The following is a 22,982-nucleotide window of genomic DNA, read 5'->3' on the forward strand; positions in this document are numbered from 1 at the left end:
CCCAGAATGGTTAGTCGTCCCGACGGTGAAGACGAAGCTGCACCATTGCCCACACCAACACTGCGGTGAGTAGACCGGCAACAATAATAAGAGGTGTGAGGATCTTCCAGGTGGCAACACGGTCTGAGTCCTGGCCACCTGACTCGGATGCCGAATTTACTGGAGGTGGTGTGACGGTTTCCGTCGAATCCGCATGAGAGTCTGATGAACGGGAAGCAGATGCCGCGCCAGGTAGTGCCTGTACAACCCCCAGGTTACTGGGGTGTGAGGCAAGAGCGGCGTCGATAAGCAACTGGCCTTGCCGCCAGGTTGGTGCGGCATCGGTGGTGGCGTCAAGGAGTATGACCGCCGTCCTGTGCCCATTTCGGTTGACGGCGCTCACATATGTGTGGTTTGCCGCGTCAGTGAAGCCGGTTTTGCCACCGATACTGGTCGGGTCCTCATGCAGCATCTGGTTATCGTTCCACATCTGAAACCCGGGGTTATCGCCCCAGCCGGGGAAATCGTACTGCGGTGTGGACACAATTTTCGCAAATTCCGGAATGCTCCAGGCGTGCCGGTAAATGAGGCCAAGATCGAATGCCGATGTGGACATGCCTGGGGCATCCAATCCCGAGTAGCTGGCTGGCCGTGTGTCTTGGGCGCCTAGAGACAACGCAAGCTTATTGATCTTGTCCAGTGTTGCTTCATCGCCACCGAGTTCTTGGGCAAGCGCATGGGCGGTGTCATTTCCGCTGGACAGTAGCAGGCCGTAGAGAAGCTGTTCCACAGTGTAATGGCCTCCATCTCCAATTCCTGCGGCAGATCCTTCGACCTCAGTGCTTTCATGAGAAATGGTGACCTCTTTATGAAGGTCAAGCTCTTTGATCGATACGATTGCGAGCAAGACCTTGATAATGCTGGCTGGCCGATAACGCCCGTGGGGATCCTTAGCGGTGAGAACTTCGCCGGTGTCAAGGTCGTAGACAAGCCAGGCGGATGCTCTGACCTCGGTGGGAAGTGTGAAGTCCGAAGCTGCGATGATTCCGCACTCTGACATGCGGTTGCCACCGGCTTTGGTTTCTGCGGTGGGTAGTGGTGCCAGTGCTGGCACGCCAGGTTTGGGAGACTCAGAGCTGGAGTCTACCTGCGGTGGCTGGTAAGCCTGAGGGCAGTTATCGGTGTTGGGTGGTGCTTCCCGCGTGGTTGTAGATGTGGTTTGCGCGTGCGCCACCCCCAGTGGTGCAGCTAAGGAACAAGCGGCAGCTGTAGTTGCAGTGATGGCAAGCAGACGAAAGGCAGGCATGCGAAGTAGATATGAAGTGCGCGAGGAAGACACCGACAAGAGGTTTGCCATAGGGAACTAGTGTATGTGACTTGTACCAGGTGATTGTAGATTTCCGGGTAGTGTTGTGGGGTATGCAGAGTCATTCTCATGATCTCCCCGAGATAAACCCAGAGTACAAGTCACTATCCCGCGAGGTTGTGCACCAATTGCCAAAAGTTGTGTTGCATGACCACCTTGATGGGGGGTTGCGTCCAGCCACCATCGTGGAGCTGGCTGCAACATCAGGGTACAGCGGACTCCCTACCACTGATCCGGAAGAACTGGGTCAATGGTTTTTTGATGCTGCGAATTCAGGCTCGCTGCCACAGTATTTAGAGACATTCGCCCACACCTGCGCGGTCATGCAAACAGAAGACGCTATTGAACGCGTAGCGCGGGAGGCCGTAGAAGATCTTGCCGCAGACGGTGTGGTGTACGCGGAGTTGCGTTTCGCCCCCGAGCAGCACCAGGAGCAAGGTTTGACACTGCAACAGGTTGTAGATGCTGCCGTTCGTGGATGTAAGGCAGGTGAACAATCCGCACAAGAACAGGGGCATGTGATTATCGCTCGCCTCATACTGTGCGGTATGCGGCACGCAGCGCGTACTCAAGAAATTGCAGAGTTGACCGTCCAGAACTGTGGCCTGGATTCTCCCGATTCGTATGTGGTTGCTTTTGATATCGCTGGCGCTGAAGACGGTTTTTCCCCTGACCAGCATGCTGAAGCATTTACGCTGCTACGTGATAATTTCGTGCCCTTCACCGTTCACGCAGGTGAAGCTGCAGGTGAGGAGTCCATTGCTGCGGCTATGCGCCAGGGGGCATGCCGCCTTGGGCACGGCGCTCGGGTATACGAGGACTTCGGCGTTGATGCAGAGAACGTGGGGATTCAGCCAGGCCGCATGTCCAGTTTCATCCGTGATCGCGGGACTGTGCTGGAACTATGTCCCACCTCAAATGTACAGACCGGGGTAGTTGATGATATTGCGGACCACCCACTTCCACTTCTGCATCAGCTTGGTTTTGCCTGCACGGTGAACACCGACAATCGCCTCGTCTCTGGCACCACCATGACCGACGAGATGATGGTGCTGGTCGACGTGTTCGGTTACGATCTTGAAGGGTTGTTTGAACTCACCACCACGGCTATTGACGCCGCGTTCCTCCCTGTTCTGCGGCGCCGTGAGATTTACGACACCCTTATTGCTCCCGGCTACGCCAAGTTTGCAGCTGAACAGGACCATCAGGCTGGGCACACTGTTAACCACGATCATGAGCGAATCAACGCGGCGGATCTTCACCTAGATGAGGAAACCCTCGCCATGATTGATCCCCAGATGCTGGAAGAACTGGGGATTGATCCTAAAGACTTGGGTCACTGAGAGTGGGTCACCGAGAGTGACCCGGTGACCGTTTTGTTACTCAGAATTTGCTGAAGCGTTTGGTGAGGCTTTCCTCAAGTTGCTTCCAGCCTTCTACCTCGTTGGTGTAGGGTGCTGACGGAACATAACCAGAGGTCGCACCCAGCATGTAGGCGATGTACTCCTGCAGCGCTGGGTCCGCGACGAGGATGGAGTTGACGGCATCATCAGCAGCCCAGTCTGCGGCGTCGGCCAATAGTTCATAGGCTTGGCGCATTTGGTCCGTATCGACAGCCTGGGGGCCTTTGGCAATATCATCCGCAATGCCAGTGAAGGAATAGGCGTTATCGGAGTGGACCTGCACCTCCAGGGTGCCGCCGTTTGCGGCCTCCATGATGTCGCTCCATGTCGATACGGAAGCGAGGTCATGATCAGAGTGCTCCACCAGCCACCGGACCAGGCTACGCCTGTTGTTGAAAGTGTAGATTTCGCCGTAACGCCCTAAAAATACTGGTTGCCCGTTGATGTAGGTTCGCAGGGAGTATAGGAGGCGGCCGTCAATGGCGATTTTGATGGGGTCAATACCTGCTTCGCCCCAGACTGATGCGTCGTAGGGGTCGGCTTCCTCTTCGGCTTTTTTGGCTGCTTCCGCTTCTTCGGCGCGGCGCTTTTCGGCGGCGATGTTAGCAGCATCAATGTCGGATTGGGCGGTATTGACGGCGTCGGCATCGGTGTCGGGCACGAAGACGATGTCATCAAGGGAATCAAGAATTTTGTCCCAGTTGTTTAGCACAGCGTGCCCCACCGAGGTCCATTCGGACATGCCGCCTTCGCCTGCATAATGCTCGCTGCCGCGTTGCACATTCATGAGCATGCTGTGGCTGTTAAAGAAGGATTCCACATCGGTGAGCGCACATACGCCTGCGAGGCTGCGGGCTACGGCGAAGCTGCGAGCAACCCCGGAGACATTCTCATGCGAGGGTCGCCCTGCAAGGAAACCTGGCACCCCAACAAGGTCCATCGTTTCCTTTGAGGTGGGCACGACCCGTGCCGCATCGCGTGAATTAAACGCCCCCCACTTGGGGTGTGTTTGCAGGTCGTGCTCCTGATCGGAGGAGAGAAAGGCCAACAGTTCTGCTGGGGAGTGGAAGAAGTAGACGTTATCGTCGCCACCCAGGAATGCTTGCCATTCCTGGCCGTGTTCCTTCCAGCTTGGTGCCCAGAGGGTGTAAAAGTCACCGTCGGTGAGGGAAAGCTTGACGGGAATAATTCCTTGTTGTGCCATGACGCTAGATACTAGCTGGTTTAGCCCGTTGGTCGGAAGTAACCCTTGAAAGCCATTCCAGAGTTGGTGGTCCGCAATGGGCCGGTTTGCACTGGATCACCTGCCTCGATGATTTGACCGTCGCCTTTGTACATGGCCACGTGGCCGTCCCAGACAAGAAGATCACCAGGGATGAGTTCCTCAGCGCTGACAGGGCGACCAATGTTTTGTTCTTGGGCGAGCCTTGGCAACTCTACCCCGGCTTGTCTCCATGCCCACTGCGTGAGCCCTGAGCAGTCAAATCCTGCTCCAGGGGTGGTTCCTCCCCACACATAGGGGGTTCCTAATTGGCTGAGTGCAGCGTTGACTGCTTTTTGTCCGGCATCACTGGGCGCGTTTTTGTTACCTGCCTTTTCCATGTGTGCTTGTGGCGGTTGCGGGTCGCCCTTGTCGCCTCGTGGCGCACCGTCTGCAGTTTTTGGTTCTTTAAACTGGGTGACGTTGCTGGGTTGTGGTTTCACAGCCGCGAGGTCGTTGAGTTGTTTGGTCAGTGGCTCCAGCTCGCGTATGAGTTGGTTGCTGCGGGACACCGCTGCTTTCTGGGTTTGTTGGGAAAGGTTTTCTATCTGTGCAGTGGTTGCCGCCATGGTTACGGGAACGAATGTAAGGTACTGCGAGGCAAGCTTGCCCGCTTCACGAAGGTAGTTGACCCCCATCGTGACCATGTCTGCCTGGGCTTTTGAGATGGGGGCGAGGGCATCGGCCACGATTTTTGCTGTGCGCTGCATATCGCCGTCTAAGGCTGTAGCGACGGCCATGATGGTTGGAGTGGACACACCAAAGTAGTTGGCGAGCGGTCCGGCGGCGCTGGCATCTGGCACTTTCCCCAGATCGACCTGTGGGAGGGGCATGGGGGTGTTGTCGCGTAGTACAGCGAGGGTCTGCAACATGGTCATCGCTGTGCCGCCTCTAGCTTGTGCCCTAGTTCGGAGTCCGCATGGAGGATACTGTCGATGCTGGCCAGCGAGGCGTCGACAATAGTGGAAATGTCATCCACAAGTTGGCGGTGGCGGGTTCTGCTGGCTTCTAGCGCTGCTGAAAGCGCATGGTTAAAATCACGCACTCCAGGACTGTCGGGGAAAGACACTGACGGCGCGGGCAGGCTTTCTGATGCTTCATGGAATAAATCTGATACGAGTTTTCGGGCGTGTGGGATATCAATATCAAGATCGCTCATACAGCTTTGGACTGGCAATGCCCCCACAAGGTTCCCTCGTTAAAGAACTCAATGAGGAATATGCCTACGATAAAAGCTATGCACATCACTGTTGTTGATCATCCGCTTGCTGCATCACGGTTAACTCTTATGCGCGATGAGCGCAGCGATAATGCTACTTTCCGGGCCGCCTTGGCTGACCTTGGCACCATGCTGATTTACGAGGCATCACGACACCTGGATGTTGAGCATTTCGATACGAAAACCCCGGTAGGAATAGCTCAGGGCACACGGCTGAAGAATCCGCCGATCATTGTTCCAGTGATCCGGGCTGGTTTGGGTATGGTGGATCCGGCATTGTCTATGATTCCTGATGCTCAGGTTGGTTTTATTGGGTTGGCGCGTAATGAACAGACCCACGAACCCGTGCCTTATCTTGAGGCGCTCCCTGAGACACTTGCGGGGCAGACGGTGTTCGTGGTGGATCCGATGCTTGCGACAGGTGGATCATTGCTGCACGCCATTCAGCTGCTTGCGGAACGAGGTGCCACCGACATCACCGCCATTTGTATGGTGAGTGCTCAGCCGGGTGTCGACGCCCTGGCAGCATCCGGTTTGCCGGTGCGCCTGGTTACTGCCACCATTGACCCGCAGCTTAATGATGATGCCTACATTGTTCCTGGACTCGGTGATGCGGGGGACCGACTCTATGGCCCACGCAATATTGACCTTTAGGGATCAGACCCGGTCGACAAAGCGTCGTATGTCTGACGTAGCTGCGTCCAAGACCGATTGTGCTTTATCACGGTCGGTCGGGTGCATCGCCTCACTATAGATTTTGACTTTGTTTTCGGTCCCAGATGCGCGAATGGACACACGGAGAGTCACACCAGTGGTGGCATCATAGCCGGTGAGACGAAGCCCCTGACCGTCGACCACCGTGGACGGCGTGACCGTGCATCCCGCAAGGGTTGCGGGGGCAGGAGTGTCCGAGAGGGCGTCGATGAGAGCGTTCGGGTCGGTGGTGCGAACCGCTATCTGGGTGCCAACAAAATACCCATATCTTTTGTACAACCGATCAAGCTCGTCGGCGAGGGTCATGCCGCGTGCTTTAAGTTCGGCGGCCCATGCACACGTGATGAGTGCTGTGGCGATGCCATCTTTATCCTGAACCAGGTCAGGGGCGGGGCATGTGCCATTCGCTTCTTCGTAGGCGAATGCGAGCTTTTCATCAGGCCCTGCAGCCCGTGAGAGGTTTTTAAAGCCGGTGGGGGTTTCACGATAGTCCCAGTTGTGATCCGCCGCGATCGCGCGAAGCAATTGGGATGATACGGCAGAGGTAGCAACGATGGGGCGGGGATCAGCATCGCCTGTCGGTCCACCTGCGGGCACGAGTCGAACTGCAAGTAAAGCGCCTAGTTCGTCGCCGCTGAGCATGCGGTGCGAACCATCGGATGTTCTGTAGCCAATCGCGCATCGATCAGCGTCGGGGTCGAGCGCGATGATGATATCGGCATCCTGTTCGGAGGCAAGCTCTAGGACCAGCTTGGTGGCATGTGCTTCCTCTGGGTTGGGGAAACTGACAGTAGGAAAGGTGGGGTCGGGATAGTGCTGCGCCAGCACCGGCCAGGTCAAGGCAAATCCCGCTGCCTGTAATGCCTGGTTCATAGTGCGCCCACCGACGCCGTGCAGCGCGGTGTAAGCCACTCTCAATGCGGCCCGCTCGTTGTTAACCCGCAGGAGGTCTCCCTGCCTGGGCTCGACGAGTTTGACCACAGCGTCGATGTAGCGTCTCACTTGGTCAGTGGTGGGGCGCACCGTGACGCGTGGGACGTTGAGTGGGTCGCCCACGGCTGCTATGGCGGCTTCGATACTGGGTTCGTGGACGCGGGAGATCTGCGCGCCGTCGCCAGCGTAGATCTTGTACCCGTTGTCAGGTGCCGGGTTATGCGAGGCAGTGATTTGTATGCCGGCATCGAATCCCCTGTTGCGCACCATCCATGGCACGAGTGGCGTGGGTGAGGGGACGGGAAGGAGCGTGACTTCAAAACCGGCACCCGCACATACCTCGGCCGTTGTGGTGGCAAAGATATGTGAGCCGTAGCGGGCGTCGTAACCGATCACTACTGATGGCGTGACATCGCTGCTGAACACGCTGTCGGGCAATGGATGCGACTGGTCGTCTTGCCGTTCCTGTGACAGTTCCTGCGATGTGTGAGCGGCCAGCCAGCTGGCCAGGCCGGCGCTGATGCGAGTCACCTGCAACACGTTCATGTGGCCTTCGGCGGGGCCGACGGGAGCGCGCATTCCTGCCGTCCCAAAATGAAGTCCACAGGTGTGGTTGTGAGGCTCATGTGTCTGTGCTGAATCACGTGGTGGGTTGTGGGGTGATGCATGGCCTGTCATGGCATAACTATAGAATCGGGGGAGTAGAGTTTGCCAGGAAAGGGGCATTTTTTAATGGGTATCCGCCAGCACGTTGATGAATGGCTTGCCGCGCATGGCGAGACAGTGATTGGTTGGCGGAGGCATTTTCATACTCACCCTGAGCTTTCGCACCAGGAGCGCCACACCACCGAGTTCATTACGACTGTGCTCCGCGAGCACGGGATGACTCCAACCTTGTTTCCCACCACAGGGCTGATGGTGGATATTGGCCCTGGTGTCGGTCCGCGTATTGCTTTTCGTGCTGACTTGGATGCGTTGCCCATCGAAGAAACCGCACCCGTGGCTTTTCGCTCCGCCTCCCCTGGGGTGATGCACGCCTGTGGGCACGATGTACATACCGCGATTGTGTTGGCGCTGGCGTGTGCGTTGAATACGTATCCGCTCACCGTTGGGCTTCGTTTTATTTTCCAACCGGCGGAGGAAGTCATGGAGGGTGGCGCGCCAGATGTGATCACCTGGGGCGGGTTGAATAATGTGAGCAGCATTTTTGCCCTGCACACGGAGCCGAAGCTTCGGGTTGGCAAGGTTGGGCTGCGCACTGGAGCGATCACGTCGGCTGCGGACATTATTCATGTGCATGTGCATGGCCCTGGTGGGCATACCTCCAGGCCACAAGTCACCACCGATGTTGTGTACGCTCTGTCCAGCGTGGTCACGCAACTTCCCGCGTTGCTCAGCCGCAGGCTGGATCCGCGTACTGGCACCGTGCTGGTGTTCGGGGCTATCAACGCAGGCCATGCGCCGAATGCCATTCCAGAAACTGGCAGTGTGTCCGGAACCATTCGCACCGCCGACATTGGGGTATGGCGGACCGTGCAGCCGCTGTTGGAAGAACTCATCGCACAGATCATCGCCCCCACCGGCTGCGGCTTCTCCATCGACTACATCAAGGGGGTACCCCCTGTAGTCAATGATGACGTTGCCACTGCTTTGCTTGCCGACGCCGCCCGAGCCATTGACCCGCATGCGCTTGTCCACTCGCCCCAGTCATCCGGGGGTGAGGATTTCTCCTGGTATCTCGAACATATCGCGGGTTCGATGGCCCGATTGGGGTGCTGGTCGGGGGAGGGCGAGCCGAAAGACCTTCACCAGGCTGACCTGTACATAGACGAACGATGCATCAACGTGGGCATTCGGCTTTTTGCATCCGTTGTGGAGGAGTATTCCCGCGCTGAGTGAAAAGCAGGGGGGTGTGCATTACACTATCTTGTGTGATCCTTACCCCGCCACCCCTGAGCAGCCCAGCAGAGGAGACCTTGTGACCAAGCGAATCGTTATTATCGGCGGCGGCCCAGCCGGATACGAAGCCGCACTTGCCGGCGCAAAGTATGGGGCTGACATTACCCTGGTGGAGGACCAGGGGCTTGGGGGTGCGGCGGTCATTCACGACTGTGTCCCCTCTAAGTCTTTTATTGCAGCAACGGGGATTGCTACGGATCTCCGCCGCGTCGACGACATGGGTTTCCAGCGCCCTGAGGTCGCGGGGAAACTTCTTGAACTTGAGGCTGTCAATGCTCGCGTTCAAGCGCTGGCGCAGGCCCAAACAACGGATATTCGTGCACAGATGGACCGCGCTGGCGTTCGTGTGATTGACGGTCGGGGATGTTTTGACGACTACAACCCCAAGCAGGTCACGCACTACATTAAGGTGACGCATGCGGATGGCCGCGAGGAGACCATCGAATGTGATTTGGTGCTGATAGCAACAGGGGCGTCGCCAAGGATTCTGCCCGGTGCGCAGCCGGACGGGGAGCGCATTCTCACATGGCGGCAGGTGTATGAGATTAATGAGCTGCCGGAACATCTGATCGTGGTGGGGTCCGGCGTGACCGGTGCGGAGTTTGTGTCCGCCTTTGCTGAGCTTGGCGTTCCGGTCACGATGGTGGCGTCGCGTGACCGCATTCTCCCGCACGATGACGCTGATGCCGCCGACGTGTTGGAGACGGTGCTGGCCGAGCGCGGTGTGACCTTGGAAAAGGACGCTCGCGTCGATTCCGTGATACGCACCGATGATGGCGGAGTGTTGGTTCGTACCACGGACGGGAGGGAAATCAGGGGTTCGCATGCGTTGATGACGGTCGGCTCTGTACCCAACACCGATGACCTGGGACTGGATATTGTCGGTATCGAGACCACGCCGTCGGGGCATATCAAAGTTGATCGCGTGTCACGCACATCTGTGGCCGGGGTGTATGCCGCTGGTGACTGCACTGACCTCTTCCCCTTGGCCTCGGTCGCCGCGATGCAAGGGCGCATAGCCATGTATCACGCGTTGGGGGAGGGAGTGAGTCCTATCCGCTTGAAGACCGTGGCCACGGCCGTGTTCACCCGCCCGGAGATCGCGGCGGTGGGGGTCACCCAAGCGCAGGTCGAGTCCGGCGAGGTGGCTGCCCGGGTTGTGGTTTTGCCGCTGGCGACAAACCCGCGCGCAAAAATGCGTTCCTTACGGCACGGGTTTGTGAAGCTATTCTGCCGCCGCCACTCAGGGACCATCATCGGTGGTGTGATTGTGGCACCCACCGCGTCAGAGCTCATTCTGCCCATCGCTGTTGCCGTGAACAACAGCCTCACCGTGTCCGACCTCGCTGGGACTTTTTCGGTGTACCCCACCTTGTCCGGGTCCATCACCGAGGCGGCCCGCCAGTTGGTACAGCACGACGACCTCGGCTAACACGCCGCTTATCGACGCCCCACGCCTACCCGTACAGTTCCAGTGCCCGGCGCGCCGCATGGTAACCTGCCATGCCGTGAACACCACCACCGGGTGGTGTGGAGGCAGAGGCGAGGTAGACCCCAGGCACGCCGGTGTCGTAAGGGGCGCGGAGTCGGGGTCGAGCCACGAGCTGGCGGAGTGTGTTTGCCCCGCCTGCGATGTCACCGCCGCTGTAGTTCGGGTTGTCGTCCTCCAACTGTTGTACTGATCGGCTCCACACCTGTTCGATCTGGTCGTGGAATCCGGGGGCGTGGTGCTCGATGTGGGTGAGGATGTGCGATGTCACATCGCCCCGGTATCCTGCGGGAACGTGGGCGTATGCCCAGATGGGGTTGAGGTTTCCGGTACTTCGGGTGGGGTCTGCGAGGTATTGCTGCCCCACAAGCGTGAAGGGCAGGTCGGGGAGTTTTCTTGCGGCAATGTCGTTTTCTGTGGCCACGGGGTCGCCGAGGTGAATAGTACCGGCGCGCCGGGCGTCGTCGTAAAGCCAGGGGATGTCACCGCGGAGGGCGATATCGATGCGGTAGGCGGCGGGGCCGTGGCGGAAGCGACGGTAGCGCTTTGCGATGCGGCGGGGTTGCTGGGATGTGGCCAGGAAGTCGGCGGCGAAGCGCGGGGTGGTGTTGAGGATGACGACGTCGCGTTGTGGATGTGCGTCGAGGTCGCGGAGTGAGGTGATGCGGGTTGAGGTGGTGAATTGTACCCCTGACCCTGCTCGTGTGGATGCTTCGACAAGTGCGGCGGTGAGTGCGCCCGATCCGCCGACGATGACGGGCCAGCCAACAGTGTGTGCGTATGTTCCAAGGGCCAGTCCCACGGCTGAGCTGCCTGGTGTGTCGAGTCGGGTAAAGGCGTGCGCGGCGATGCCTTGGAAGAGGGGATTGTAACGGGACGCGGGCGTGGCAGCGTGCCGCGCGAAATGGATGGTGGTGGGCAGGTGCGTGTTGCGGCGGTTGAAGGTGAGGGAGGTGACGGCGTCGATATGTGAGGTAAGGGGGCGGAAGATGCGTTGCCATGAGCGGGGCATGTGGGTGATGTCCCGGTGGAGGGTGAGGCCGTCGCCGTCGCTAAGGGGGTGAGTGAGTGGAATGTCCGGCTGGGCGTAGCTTATGGGGAGGTCCAGGCTTTGGAAGAAGGGGGATGCGAGGGCGGTGGGGTGGATGGCGGCGCAGGTGTCTATGGTGAGTCCCTGGCGCGTGATGCTGCGGCAGCCGCCCCCAAGGGTGTCAGATTGTTCGAAGACTGTGGTGCGAAAACCCGCGCGCGCTAGCACAATGGCGGCGCTGAGTCCGTTGGGACCGGAGCCGATGATAAAAGCGCGTGGTGTAGGCACGGGTTTAAGGATACGCGTGAAGCGAGTCCGTTTACGCCCACCCGAGGGTTCGTTCGACGGCTTTGTTCCACCCCGCGTACAGCTCGTCGCGTTGCGGTGGTGGCATGGTCGGCTGGTAGGAGTGTTGTTCGCGCCAGAGCCTGCGGATGTCATCGGTGGAGGACCAGATGCCAGCGGCGAGTCCGGCTGCGTAGGCGGCCCCGAGGGCGGTGATTTCGGTGATGGCGGGGACGATCACGGGCACCCCAAGTTGATCGGCCTGGAATTGCATGAGTAGTTTGTTGCGGACCATCCCGCCGTCTACTTTGAGTCGGGTGAGTGGGATGCCGGAGTCGTTGTTCATGGCATCAACGACCTCCCGGGTTTGGTAGGCCACGGCTTCCAAAGCTGCGCGGGCGATGTGTGCTTTGGTGTTAAAGCGCGTCAGCCCAGCGATAATGCCGCGGGCATCGTCACGCCAGTGTGGTGCCAGGAGTCCCGAGAACGCAGGGACGATGTAGCATCCTCCGTTATCGGGCACGGTGTTTGCTAAGGTTTCCACCTCTGGCGCACTGCGGATAATGCCGAGGTTGTCGCGCAGCCACTGTATGAGCGACCCTGTCACAGCGATGGACCCCTCCAAGGCGTACACAGTGGGTTGATCGCCCAGTTTGTAGCAGACGGTGGAAATAAGTCCGTGTGTGCTGCGACGCAGCTCCGTGCCCGTGTTGAGCAGGAGAAAATTCCCTGTTCCGTAGGTGTTTTTCGCCTCCCCGGGTTCCAGGCAGGCTTGCCCGAAGGTGGCTGCCTGTTGGTCGCCCAGGATTCCGGTGATGGGTACCCCGTTGAATTCGCCGGATTGCGCTACGGTTCCGATCTCTTCGGAGGAGGAGACAATACGGGGGAGCATGGACTGAGGGATTCCCAGCGCCGCGCACAGCTCAGCGTCCCACTGCAACGTGTTGAGGTCCATCAGCATGGTGCGGGAAGCGTTGGTGACGTCCGTGCAGTGTACATTCCCCTTGGTGAGCCGCCACACCAGCCAGGAATCAATGGTGCCAAACGCCAGCTCACCGGCGTCTGCCCGTGCCCGTGCTCCAGGAACATTGTCGAGGATCCAGGCGATTTTCGGGCCGGAGAAGTAGGTGGACACTGGCAGCCCGGTTCGTTCGAAAAGATGCGGATCGAGCTCGGAGCAGATGTCTGAAGTGCGGGTGTCTTGCCACACGATCGCGTTGTAGACAGGTTCACCAGTGGTGCGGTCCCACACAACAGTGGTTTCGCGTTGGTTGGTGATGCCCAGCGCTGCAATGTCGGTGCCGGAGTACTCGCTGAGGGCCAGTACATCGGCCATGACGCGGCGGGTGTGCGACCAGATTTCCATGGGGTCGTGCTCCACCCACCCGGCGCGGGGAAAGACCTGATTGTGTTCCATTTGGCTAGTGCCAAGGCTGTTTCCCGAGGCGTCGAAAAGCATGCATCGTGTGGAGGTGGTGCCTTGGTCAAGAGCCGCGACCAAGGTTCCTGTGCCGCGGCGGGTGGGGCGCCGTAGTCGTGGGAATCGCGGCATACTAGATGACTTTCAGCCCCAGATAGCTTTCCGCCCAGCGCTGCACGGTGTCGCGCCCTTCGGCGACGGCATCGCCCACAGTTTTCTGCTCTAGCACCGGATCGTTGGGGAGCTGACGCTCAGGGTCACCGGCTGGAAGGGCTTCAATGTGCGCGGTGCCGTCTCCCTGCGGGGTGAGGGTGATCAGCGCCAGCATCTCCACGCTGGTTTGCTCGCATGCGGCCCAGCTGTAGGTGCTTTCCGACGCCCATTCCTGCCGCCGTTTTTCCACATAATCCTCCGGGATGGGGTGGTTGTGGATGACGCTGAGGGCTGGGCGGTCGTCGATACGGTTGTCGTCGTGAAGTGGGCGGACGTAGAAGCGGCCGCCGTTGATGTCCATGGGTTCCATAAAAACCCAGTTTAAGGGTTGGCGTCGCCCTCTAGTTCTTGTTGGAGATTTTTCTGGTGACGTAGTCGTTTCAGCTGTCGGCGTTCAAGTTCTCCTGCGGAGGGAACATACCAGCGTGCAGGGCCGACTTTGAGGACGAAGAGGAGAATCGCCACGATGGGGTTTAAGACGACTATAAATAGTGGGTTTGCTGTGATTGCGGTTGCGGTAATCCCGAAGATGGCGGTGATGCACATGATTCCGACACGAATTTGGAAGCCTGATGCCCGGTTTTGGGTGGCATCAGGCAGCATGGTGTAGTCATAGGCGTCGGGCGATTCTAGGGACACTGGTTTTGCAGCTTCTTCTGATGCATCAGCCGAGTCATCAGAGGCTGTGAAATCAACGCCGGGGATGTCGTCGAAGAGTCTTTTAATGTCACCTCTGGTTCGGGCGATTGCTGCGGCTGCTGAGCGTTCGTCGAATTCGTCAACGGTGAGATGCCCGCTTGCCGCGAGTGAGGTGAGGGATTCGAGTGCTCGGCGGCGATCGTTATCGCCGATTCTGAAGTGATCGTCATCCATAGGTTTCAGTGTAGCTACACAGTGGTTATGACGGCGTGGAGAAAGGAAATTTGGCTAGACCGCCGGGACATGGTGCAAAAAGTAGTCCCCTCAGCGGAAAAGCTCACTGGGGGACTACTTGTAACCGGGGACTGAGTTGCTACTTGATTTCCATCAAAACGGAACCCTTAGTCACGCCTTCACCCGCTGCTGCGGAGAGGCCAGTGACCACACCGGACTTGTGGGCCTTGACCGGGTTTTCCATCTTCATGGCCTCAAGGACAACCACGGTTTCGCCTTCGGCAACTTCCTGTCCCTCTTCGACGTTGACCTTGATGACGGTGCCCTGCATGGGGGCTGCGACAGCATCACCAGAAACAGCCTTCTTGCCGCCGCCTGCGCGGCGTTTCTTGGCCTTCTTTTTGGCTGCGCCACCATTGCCGCCTGCTAGTGCCAAGTCGCCAGGCAAGGCGATTTCGACGCGGCGGCCGTCAATCTCCACAACGACCTTTTGCGCTGGTGTTGTTTCCTCATCGTCCTCAACATCGGCGGGATCGACATAGGCGGGGATGGGGTTGTCCCATTCTTCTTCAATCCACTTGGTGTACACATCAAACTTCTCACCGTCGCCCACAAAGGCTGGGTTTTCAATGATGTGTTTGTGGAATGGGATGGCAGTGGGCATGCCCTCAATGATGTACTCTGCGAGGGCGCGGCGTGCCCGCTGCAGGGCCTGGTCACGGGTTTCGCCAAAGACGATGAGCTTTGCCAGCATGGAGTCAAACTGTCCGCCAATGACAGAGCCTTCTACAACGCCGGAGTCCATGCGAACGCCCGGACCTGCAGGCTCGATGTACTTGGTGATTTTGCCGGGGGCGGGCATGAAGTTGTTGCCTGCGTCTTCGCCGTTGATGCGGAACTCAAATGCGTGGCCGCGCGGGGTGGGGTCTTCTTTAATATGAAGTTCCTTGCCCTCGGCGATACGGAACTGTTCGCGCACTAGGTCCAATCCGGTGGTCACCTCGGTGACGGGGTGTTCCACCTGCAGACGGGTGTTGACCTCAAGGAAGGAGATCAGTCCGTCGGATCCAACGAGGTATTCAACGGTGCCTGCGCCGTAATAACCTGCTTCTTTGCAAATCGCCTTAGCGGATGAGTGCAAGCGTTCGCGCTGCTCATCGGTGAGGAACGGCGCGGGTGCTTCCTCCACCAGCTTTTGGAAGCGGCGCTGCAGTGAGCAATCGCGGGTACCTGCAACAACAACGTTGCCATGTTGGTCGGCGAGAACCTGGCACTCCACGTGGCGGGCTTTATCCAGGTAGCGTTCCACAAAGCATTCGCCCCGGCCGAAGGCCGCGAGAGCCTCACGGGTGGCGGATTCGTAAAGGTCCCTGACCTCCTCCATCGTGTAGGCGACTTTCATGCCGCGTCCGCCGCCACCGAAGGCGGCTTTAATGGCGATCGGCAGCCCATACTGCTCAGCGAAGGCGATGACCTCGTCGGCATCTTTGACGGGTTCTTTCGTGCCGGGGGCCATTGGGGCTTCGGCACGCAGCGCGATGTGACGGGCGGTGACCTTGTCGCCCAAGTCGCGGATGGACTGGGGGGAGGGGCCGATCCAGGTCAAACCTGCGTTAATAACGGCCTCAGCAAAGTCGCCGTTTTCGGACAGGAAGCCGTAACCCGGGTGGATGGCATCAGCGCCGGACTTCTTTGCAGCATCAAGGATCTTGTCAAATACCAGGTAAGACTCCGCCGAGTTCTGGCCGCCAAGGGCGAAAGCTTCGTCCGCCATAGAGACGAACGGTGCGTCTGCATCTGGTTCTGCGTAAACGGCGACGCTGGCAATGCCCGCATCGCGCGCAGCACGAATAACGCGAATCGCGATTTCACCACGGTTTGCCACGAGAACCTTGGTGATCTTCTTGAGTTCGACGGTCACTAAAAACCCTCCTGAGTTTTACACGTTGACGTCAGTAGGTTCACTGTCCGACGCCGTCCAAAATAGTATGCGCTGTGCCCCACAACACTGTTGCAGAGCAATTGACACCACTCATTGTTACATATAGCCCGCATATGCAAAGGGCTGATGGGTTTAAAATGGGTGCTAGGGGGTAGGAAACTACACCTAAAATTGGGTAACATTGCCCCTCAACTGCAGGATTGAACAATGTTCGCCCTATGTTGGGGGGAGTGGGGGTGGAGGTCTGCTGTTATTATTGCCCGAACTCGCCCGGCTCGTCACCCACATAAATGGGCATGCGGATCATGTTGCCCCATTCAACCCACGACCCATCGTAGTTACGTACATTCTCAAAACCAAGCAGGTATTTCAGTACAAACCACGTATGGGCAGAGCGATCACCCACACGGCAATACGTCACAGTCGGGGAGTGTGGATCGAGGCCAGCGTAGATCACCTCCAGTTCAGTACGGGAACGGAAGCGGCTGTTTGGGTGTACTGAACGATCCCACGATACATTCACCGCTGTGGGAATATGCCCGCCGCGTGCAATAGCGGAATCCGAGGCGCTACCGAAGCTCGTGCGGTTGCCCACATATTCTTCTGGTGTGCGTGTATCGAGAATCGTGCCCTTACCAATGTGGTCAAGAACATCCGAGGAAAAGGCGCGCGACGGGGCGTCGTCACGCTCAGGCACAGGGTATGTTGTGCGCGGATACTCCGGCACAGCAAATGATGTATCGCGTTCCTCCGCAATCCAAGCGTCCCTCCCGCCGTTGAGTAGTCGCACATCTGGGTGTCCAAACAATTCAAAAACCCAGAACGTAAACGCCGCCCACCAGTTGGATTTATCGCCATAAATCACTACAGTGTCGTCACGGTTAATGCCTTTTGAACGCATAAGTTCCGCAAAGTCCTCCGGCCCAATAAAATCACGTATCACGGGATCGTTGAGTTCCGTGCGCCAGTCAATGCGGAGCGCGCCGGGTACATGGCCGATGTCGTAGAGCAGCGCGTCCTCATCGGATTCCACCACGCGGAGACCAGGGCTTCCTAGCCGTGCGCTCAACCATGAGGCGGACACTAAACGCTCGGGGTGTGCATAATCCTTAAATTCTGGGCTTGGATCATTGGGTACTGGCATGGTGCTTCCTTTCGTGCGACTCTTCGTACTTTCCTGTGTTGGGCGGGCTGTGTATTGTCGCGGTCTCGTGCGTGGCGTCGTGGTTGTAGGGCCACGACTGCACTGTTCCACCTGTGCTCTCCCTGGTGTTGTGGAACCTTATAGGAAAATGATGCGCCCGAGCGTGGGCATCGGTGGTGTCGGTCACCTGTTATTAAAATAGTGGCCAAGAACCAGCATAGAGATGATTGGCGGGGGAGGTCATAAACCCATTCAGGTGTGGTATTAATTACGTTGTTGCAAAAAGGTGTGTGCTATTACAGTATATGCCCTAGTGTCGGGGCTACCGGCGGGTGTAACTTCGCGCGCATTTGATTCTTCACAATGTTTGAGAATGTGATGAGATTTTGCCCCGGTCGGGGTTGCTGAGCTCAATACGCCCTTTCTGTTGCATCCATGAGGTTCAATAAAGGATGGGGAGTGCTGACTGTGCGACGCCCCTGCACATACTGTGAAGACAGCTGGAGACACCAGCTCATGTAAGGAGAACCTACGTGCATAAAAGCATCGTTGTATTCGAGGTTGAAGGCGGCAGCGATAAGCAGTTCAACGGTCACCGCAAGGACACCATGCCGATCGTTGATGCCATCAAGGATCAGGGATGGCATGCGGAAGTTGTGTATTACCGGCCTGAGTGGTCCGACGACCTCTATGACTACGTCTCCAACAATTTCGATGCCTATATTTCCCGTGTGAACCCAGGAAATATTCCTGGTGGTGAAAAAGGCTACTTTGATTTACTTACCCGACTTTCTGATGAGGCCGGTCTTGTGGGCATGTCTCGTCCCGATGAGATGATGTCCTACGGTGCGAAAGACGCCCTGGTCAAGCTTGCTGACACTGACCTTGTGCCGTCCGACACCTACGCCTACTACGATGTTGACACGTTCCACAAGACGTTCCCCTCCTCACTGTCGTACGGTGAGCGCGTGCTCAAGCAGAATCGTGGTTCCACTGGTTCCGGTATTTGGCGTGTGCAGCTGGAGGATAAGGAACTTGCTGCAAGCATTGAGCCCGGCACCACTCTTCCGCTGGACACGAAACTGCGCTGCACGGAGGCCGTGGACAACCATACCGAGGTTCGCGAACTCGGCGAGTTCATGGACTTCTGTGACCAGTACATCATCGGTGACAACGGCATGTTGGTGGACATGCGATTCATGCCCCGCATCGTTGAGGGTGAAATTCGTATCTTGCTGGTTGGTCCGCACCCGGTGTTCGTGGTGCACAAGAAGCCTGCCGCTGGTGGGGATAACTTCTCGGCCACCCTGTTCTCTGGTGCGCAGTACACCTACGATTCCCCAGAGAAGTGGCAGGAACTGGTGGACATGTTCGCTGAGGTTCGCCCAGTGATCGCCGAGAAACTCGGTGGTGACAACATTCCGCTCATCTGGACTGCTGATTTCATGCTTGACGACGCCCCGGGAGGTGGCGACACCTACGTCCTCGGCGAGATCAACTGTTCCTGCGTCGGCTTCACATCGGAGCTCGACATGGGTATTCAGGAGATGGTGGCCAAGGAAGCCATCTCCCGTGTGGAGGCGAAAAACGCTAGCTAAACACCACTGTTTCTAGCTGAAGTGGCGCGGCGCCGTGTGGCGTGTGCGCCACTTTTGTCCTTCTTCACAGCAAGGGGTGGTCAATGGTTACTCGGTAACCTATAGTAGTGGTTACCGAGTAACCACACCTGAATGATGAATGGTTAACCCAAAATGTCAATAAAACTTGCCTTGCTCAGCTTGTTGGCTGACCATCCCCGCGGTGTTGGGCAGCTGCGTCATGACTTTGAGGACATCACCAAGCACACATGGCCTGTGAACGTTGGCCAGGTTTTTCAAACCATCCAGCGCTTGGAACGTGACGGCCTTATTGCCCACCACGGCAGTGAAATTGGTGAAACGGGCAGATCCGCAGAGATCTACGCCATCACCCAGGCGGGGAGGGATGTTGTCCACGACTGGTTAACCACCGCCAGCATGCGCCCACGCGATGACCGAGATGAACTCGTGATAAAAATCGCCATCGCAGCTCAGCTTGCTGTCTCACACACCACCATGGTGAATCTACGAGAACTTATTCAGACGCAACGCCGCGCCACCATGAATGAACTTCGAGAAATCACACGGCTCAAAGCGCAGACGCCTGCCGAACAATCCGCGGAACGGTTGCTGTACGAGCGCCGCATCTTTGATCTTGAGGCAGAAGCCCGCTGGCTCGACCATGTAGAAACACTTGCTACCCCAAGGAAACACGATGACAACTCCATCTGATGACGTCCCAGCCCTAGTTTTAGAGGACGTATGCCGCATTCACCAAGACGGGCCAACGACCATCACCGCACTTGATCATGTGAATCTCACCGTGATGCCAGGCGAGCTGGTCGCCGTCATGGGTCCATCCGGCTCCGGCAAAACCACCTTGCTGAACATCGCTGGCACGCTTGATGCCCCAACTTCAGGAAGGGTTTTTATCGCAGGTAATGATAGTGGGTATCTTCCGCCGACAGCCCGCGCCACGATCAGGCGCGCCCACGTAGGTTTTGTTTTTCAAGACTTCAACCTAATTCCCACTCTCACCGTCTTGGAAAATGTGTCCCTCCCGCTGGAACTGGGGAAAATGCCGACCAAAGAAGCCCGCGCGCAGGGGCGCGCTGCGCTGGAGGACATTAACCAGGCTGATCTGGCGGACCGCTATCCTTCGGAAATTTCCGGTGGTCAGCGCCAGCGCGTCGCCATTGCCCGGGCGCTGGTGGGGGTGCGGCAGCTCATACTCGCGGACGAACCCACCGGCGCTCTGGACACCACCACGGCGGAATCCGTCATGCAATTGTTGCGTCGCCGCGTTGACGACGGCGCGGCATGCGTGCTGGTCACGCATGAACCACGTTTTGCCGCGTGGGCTGATCGAGTGGTGTACCTGCGGGATGGAAAGATTGTGGATGAGGCGGATAACAATGGCTAGAGCATCAATAGCCGTACGGCTGGCGTGGCGTGACCTGATGGGGCACCGCCGCCGCTTCGCACTGTCGGTGGCGCTGTTTTCCCTGCCTATCGCCTGCATTGTTGCTTTCTTTACGCTTATTTCTAGTGAGCGCGTGGAGTATCCAGACATTGGGGAGCCGGCGACGTCGATAAGCCTGACCAATACGCCCTGCAATTATGACTCGTGGGCGAAGAACAAAGACTGGTGCCTAAGCCCAGATCATGCGGATCGTGCCGACCTCTCAGATAAGCAACGCATTAGCGACGCGTTGGGGCATGACCCAGAGTTGATCTCGAAGGTGTACGCGAGCCTCAGTACCTACGCCACCATTAGTGCCAACGGTGAGCAGGCTTCCTCTGACATGGTGTCCAAAGAAGTGAATCCCTCCGGGCCAAAGCCCGGTGAAGTGCTCCTAGATAAGGATTTTGCTGAACTTTTGGGGGTGTCACCAGGTGATACGGTGACTATAACTGTTCCGGTGCTTGGCAATCTAGAGGAGCAGAAGGAGCTCTCGCTCGTAGTGGCTGGTTTCTCACAGACACAACGAAACGTTGCAAACTATGAGGATCTATCACGTGCTATCGGCATCACTGATTCGGCTCGAGACTCAGAGCTGGGGCGCTCAGCGCATCTGAGCTGGCGTTCCGATGAGCGTATGTCAATAACCACCGAACCTGGAATGGGAATCTCAGTCTCGTCAGCTGAGCGGGGTTCGCGCTCAGGGACAATCGTGGGCGAGGCGCGGGGTCTGTTTAGTTCTCCCGAGAACATGGTTGTCGGTGTGGTTGTTCTTGTGCTGCTTCTTTTGCTGGTGGCTGCCATTATTGGCCCGATTTTTGCCGTGTCGGCGCGCAGAAAACGACGCATGCTGGGGCTGTACGCATCCATCGGGGCATCACCGAGTGACGTGCGCAATACTGTGCTGATGGAAGGCATTATTGTCAGCTGCATTGGTTATATTTTGGGCCTGGTTCTCTCCCTGCCCGTGTTCTATGCTGTGACGTTGCTTCCCGGTATTGGCGTGATTCACCTGCAGTGGGCATGGGATGTCGCGTTGGTGCTGCTCCCGGCCGTCTTTGTGTCCGGTGTGGGTGCAGCATTGATTCCTGCAGTGTGGGTGGGCACGGAGAATCCTGTGCATGCCCTGGCCGACGGGGCGTCGAGACGCATGCGTCGGTTCCATTGGATGATGGCGCTGCCGTTGTTGCTGTTCATCCCCATTATGATTCTTGCTGCACTGCCTCAGCATGCGCTCACCTCAGTGTGGTGGAACCTGGCTGGTATTGCTGCGATTTTGTGTGCGCCGCTTATGGTGTGGGTGGTGGCGCGCTGTGGTACCGTCCTGCCTCTTCCTGGCAAATTGGCCGCGCGCGATGCGTTGCGGAACATTCACCGAACCGCACCCGCTGTCGCGGCGGTGGCGGGGACAGTGTATAGCTGCGCAATGCTGTTAGGGGTGATGGGTCCTGGAATGGATGGAGTGGATGCTAGTGACGTGGACAAAAACCCGGCCCGCGCAACGCAGATGGTTGCGCGGACAACGGTGGATACTGCGACAGCACGGCCCTATGAACAAGATGTGCGTGCCATCCGTGAGCATTACGATGTGAATCATCAGGCTGATGTGTATGAGCTGTCCACCAGCTACGGTGAGGCTCGTACTCTTCTGACGTGCGCTTATGGTGACCAGGCCAATCTGCCTCAGGTAGAGGCATCGACAGAATCTGAAGATAGTATTTTGTTCAGTTCCATAACCAAGATCGACAGCTGCATGGTGATCGCTGAGCCGGACTATCTGGATACTGTGGCATCGTTGCATCCTGGTCAGGTCACTCCAGAACAGCTTGCAGCAGCGAAGCAGGCACTAGCCGACGGTAAGGCGGTGGTAGACAATACAAACTACATCCGCGACGGCAAAGTGCGCGTTGATATGTATCACAACAGCGACATAGCAACAGGGTATGAGTTTTCTTTCCATGCTGATGACGGTTGGACAGTCAACAAAACAGATGCAGAGCCTGAAAGCACCACGCTTCTTGACGCCGCGCCACTCAACAACAATGCATCTCCAGTGACCAGGTGGGGCACGCCTATACTCATCACACCCGAGACCGCCCGAAAGCTGGGAGCTGACATCGTGTACGCAGGTAGCGTTTTTGAACTGTCGGAACCCTTATCGCTTGTTGAGTTGATACTTGTAGAACTGGGCGCGCCTCACGGTGTGCGACATATGACGGTCACGCTACCTGGGGCATCTCAACCTGAAAAACTCGTGATTCTGCTGCCGCAAGTCGCTATGTCTGGGGCGTTGACCATTGGGGTTGTTCTGCTCATCGTGTTCTTAGCGGCTGCGGAATCCCGCAGTGACATGGAAGCGATGGCAGCGTTGGGCGCGCCGAAGTCCTTGGTGCGGCGATATGCTGGGGCCCAGGGCATGGTTGTTGGTCTTGCTGGTGCGGTAGCAGGCACGTTGTGCCTGGTGATTCCAGGTACAGTCAACTACCTCAGCAACGCGCAGCTTTTCGGTAGATTTGCCCACTGGGATCTGCAGTACATCGAAGTGTATGGTCTGTTTTTGCTCTTTATCGTTGGGCTTTCCTGGCTGGCGGGCGCGTTGTTTGGGGTGCGGTCCGTTTCGGATTATCCCCGCAGGCGCTGAGGGGAGTGGGCACGTATAACACAAAAAAGCGCTGGGCCGCTGAACGGATGATAACGTTCAGCGGCCCAGCGT

General features: G+C 57.7%; 19 protein-coding genes. 8 read left to right on the plus strand and 11 right to left on the minus strand.

Annotated features, from left to right (window positions below):
* Nucleotides 1-10: 10 nt before the first annotated feature.
* The gene (locus CDUR_RS02710) at nucleotides 11-1,336 is read right to left on the minus strand and encodes a D-alanyl-D-alanine carboxypeptidase family protein (RefSeq protein ID WP_233452983.1); all 1,326 of its coding nucleotides are present in this window, start codon (nucleotides 1,334-1,336) and stop codon (nucleotides 11-13) included.
* 62 nt (nucleotides 1,337-1,398) lie between these two features.
* Between CDUR_RS02710 and CDUR_RS02715 the strand changes: the two genes are divergently transcribed.
* Nucleotides 1,399-2,688 carry an adenosine deaminase gene (locus CDUR_RS02715; protein ID WP_179418892.1) on the plus strand — a complete coding sequence of 430 codons (1,290 nt, stop codon included), beginning with the start codon at nucleotides 1,399-1,401 and terminating at the stop codon, nucleotides 2,686-2,688.
* 40 nt (nucleotides 2,689-2,728) lie between these two features.
* Here CDUR_RS02715 and CDUR_RS02720 read toward each other — a convergent pair whose 3' ends face one another.
* Genes CDUR_RS02720 through CDUR_RS02730 form a run of 3 tightly spaced genes read right to left on the minus strand, consistent with a single transcriptional unit; the run spans nucleotide 2,729 to nucleotide 5,168 of the window.
* The gene (locus tag CDUR_RS02720; RefSeq protein ID WP_179418893.1) at nucleotides 2,729-3,952 is read right to left on the minus strand and encodes a SatS C-terminal domain-containing protein; all 1,224 of its coding nucleotides are present in this window, start codon (nucleotides 3,950-3,952) and stop codon (nucleotides 2,729-2,731) included.
* 20 nt (nucleotides 3,953-3,972) lie between these two features.
* The gene (locus tag CDUR_RS02725; protein WP_179418894.1) at nucleotides 3,973-4,887 is read right to left on the minus strand and encodes a C40 family peptidase; all 915 of its coding nucleotides are present in this window, start codon (nucleotides 4,885-4,887) and stop codon (nucleotides 3,973-3,975) included.
* Entirely contained in the window at nucleotides 4,884-5,168 is a 285-nt protein-coding gene (locus tag CDUR_RS02730) for a hypothetical protein (RefSeq protein ID WP_179418895.1), read from the minus strand. Before CDUR_RS02730 ends, CDUR_RS02725 begins: the two co-directional genes overlap by 4 nt.
* 78 nt (nucleotides 5,169-5,246) lie before the next feature.
* Between CDUR_RS02730 and upp the strand changes: the two genes are divergently transcribed.
* Entirely contained in the window at nucleotides 5,247-5,882 is a 636-nt protein-coding gene (upp, locus tag CDUR_RS02735) for a uracil phosphoribosyltransferase (RefSeq protein WP_040359118.1), read from the plus strand.
* 3 nt (nucleotides 5,883-5,885) lie between these two features.
* On the opposite strand, the gene CDUR_RS02740 is transcribed toward upp, so the two are convergent.
* Nucleotides 5,886-7,454, minus strand: a complete 1,569-nt coding sequence (locus CDUR_RS02740; RefSeq protein WP_179418896.1) for a phospho-sugar mutase — start codon at nucleotides 7,452-7,454, stop codon at nucleotides 5,886-5,888.
* A gap of 153 nt (nucleotides 7,455-7,607) precedes the next feature.
* Here CDUR_RS02740 and CDUR_RS02745 point away from each other — a divergent pair, with 153 nt between their 5' ends.
* On the plus strand, nucleotides 7,608-8,774 hold the full coding sequence (locus CDUR_RS02745; protein WP_006062564.1) for an amidohydrolase: 1,167 nt from the start codon (nucleotides 7,608-7,610) through the stop codon (nucleotides 8,772-8,774).
* A gap of 79 nt (nucleotides 8,775-8,853) precedes the next feature.
* A complete protein-coding gene (locus CDUR_RS02750) occupies nucleotides 8,854-10,266 on the plus strand; it encodes an NAD(P)H-quinone dehydrogenase (protein WP_179418897.1) in 1,413 nt (470 codons plus the stop codon).
* Between the two features lie 25 nt (nucleotides 10,267-10,291).
* On the opposite strand, the gene CDUR_RS02755 is transcribed toward CDUR_RS02750, so the two are convergent.
* The 6 genes from CDUR_RS02755 to CDUR_RS02780 all read right to left on the minus strand — a co-directional run bounded on the left by CDUR_RS02755 (nucleotide 10,292) and on the right by CDUR_RS02780 (nucleotide 17,230).
* Complete coding sequence (locus CDUR_RS02755) at nucleotides 10,292-11,641, minus strand: phytoene desaturase family protein (RefSeq protein WP_179417164.1); 1,350 nt, start codon at nucleotides 11,639-11,641, stop codon at nucleotides 10,292-10,294.
* 31 nt (nucleotides 11,642-11,672) lie between these two features.
* Nucleotides 11,673-13,190, minus strand: coding sequence for a glycerol kinase GlpK (gene glpK, locus CDUR_RS02760; RefSeq protein ID WP_179418898.1), 1,518 nt, complete (start codon nucleotides 13,188-13,190; stop codon nucleotides 11,673-11,675).
* A gap of 1 nt (nucleotide 13,191) precedes the next feature.
* The gene (locus CDUR_RS02765; RefSeq protein ID WP_179418899.1) at nucleotides 13,192-13,581 is read right to left on the minus strand and encodes a hypothetical protein; all 390 of its coding nucleotides are present in this window, start codon (nucleotides 13,579-13,581) and stop codon (nucleotides 13,192-13,194) included.
* A gap of 11 nt (nucleotides 13,582-13,592) precedes the next feature.
* Entirely contained in the window at nucleotides 13,593-14,144 is a 552-nt protein-coding gene (locus CDUR_RS02770; protein ID WP_179418900.1) for a DUF1707 SHOCT-like domain-containing protein, read from the minus strand.
* 139 nt (nucleotides 14,145-14,283) lie between these two features.
* Nucleotides 14,284-16,065, minus strand: a complete 1,782-nt coding sequence (locus CDUR_RS02775) for an acetyl/propionyl/methylcrotonyl-CoA carboxylase subunit alpha (RefSeq protein WP_179418901.1) — start codon at nucleotides 16,063-16,065, stop codon at nucleotides 14,284-14,286.
* A gap of 274 nt (nucleotides 16,066-16,339) precedes the next feature.
* Nucleotides 16,340-17,230, minus strand: coding sequence for a sulfurtransferase (locus tag CDUR_RS02780; protein ID WP_179418902.1), 891 nt, complete (start codon nucleotides 17,228-17,230; stop codon nucleotides 16,340-16,342).
* 533 nt (nucleotides 17,231-17,763) lie between these two features.
* Here CDUR_RS02780 and CDUR_RS02785 point away from each other — a divergent pair.
* From CDUR_RS02785 to CDUR_RS02800, 4 genes are all read left to right on the plus strand, one after another.
* Nucleotides 17,764-18,828 (plus strand): Cj0069 family protein, encoded by a 1,065-nt coding sequence (locus tag CDUR_RS02785; RefSeq protein ID WP_006062555.1) that lies wholly within the window; start codon nucleotides 17,764-17,766, stop codon nucleotides 18,826-18,828.
* A 153-nt stretch (nucleotides 18,829-18,981) separates the two neighbouring features.
* Entirely contained in the window at nucleotides 18,982-19,539 is a 558-nt protein-coding gene (locus CDUR_RS02790; protein WP_179418903.1) for a PadR family transcriptional regulator, read from the plus strand.
* Complete coding sequence (locus tag CDUR_RS02795) at nucleotides 19,523-20,230, plus strand: ABC transporter ATP-binding protein (protein WP_179418904.1); 708 nt, start codon at nucleotides 19,523-19,525, stop codon at nucleotides 20,228-20,230. The genes CDUR_RS02790 and CDUR_RS02795 overlap by 17 nt, the downstream gene beginning before the upstream one ends.
* On the plus strand, nucleotides 20,223-22,910 hold the full coding sequence (locus CDUR_RS02800; RefSeq protein ID WP_179418905.1) for an FtsX-like permease family protein: 2,688 nt from the start codon (nucleotides 20,223-20,225) through the stop codon (nucleotides 22,908-22,910). Before CDUR_RS02795 ends, CDUR_RS02800 begins: the two co-directional genes overlap by 8 nt.
* The last annotated feature ends 72 nt before the right edge of the window (nucleotides 22,911-22,982 follow it).

It is taken from the genome of Corynebacterium durum (assembly GCF_030408675.1).
GTDB lineage: Bacteria > Actinomycetota > Actinomycetes > Mycobacteriales > Mycobacteriaceae > Corynebacterium > Corynebacterium durum.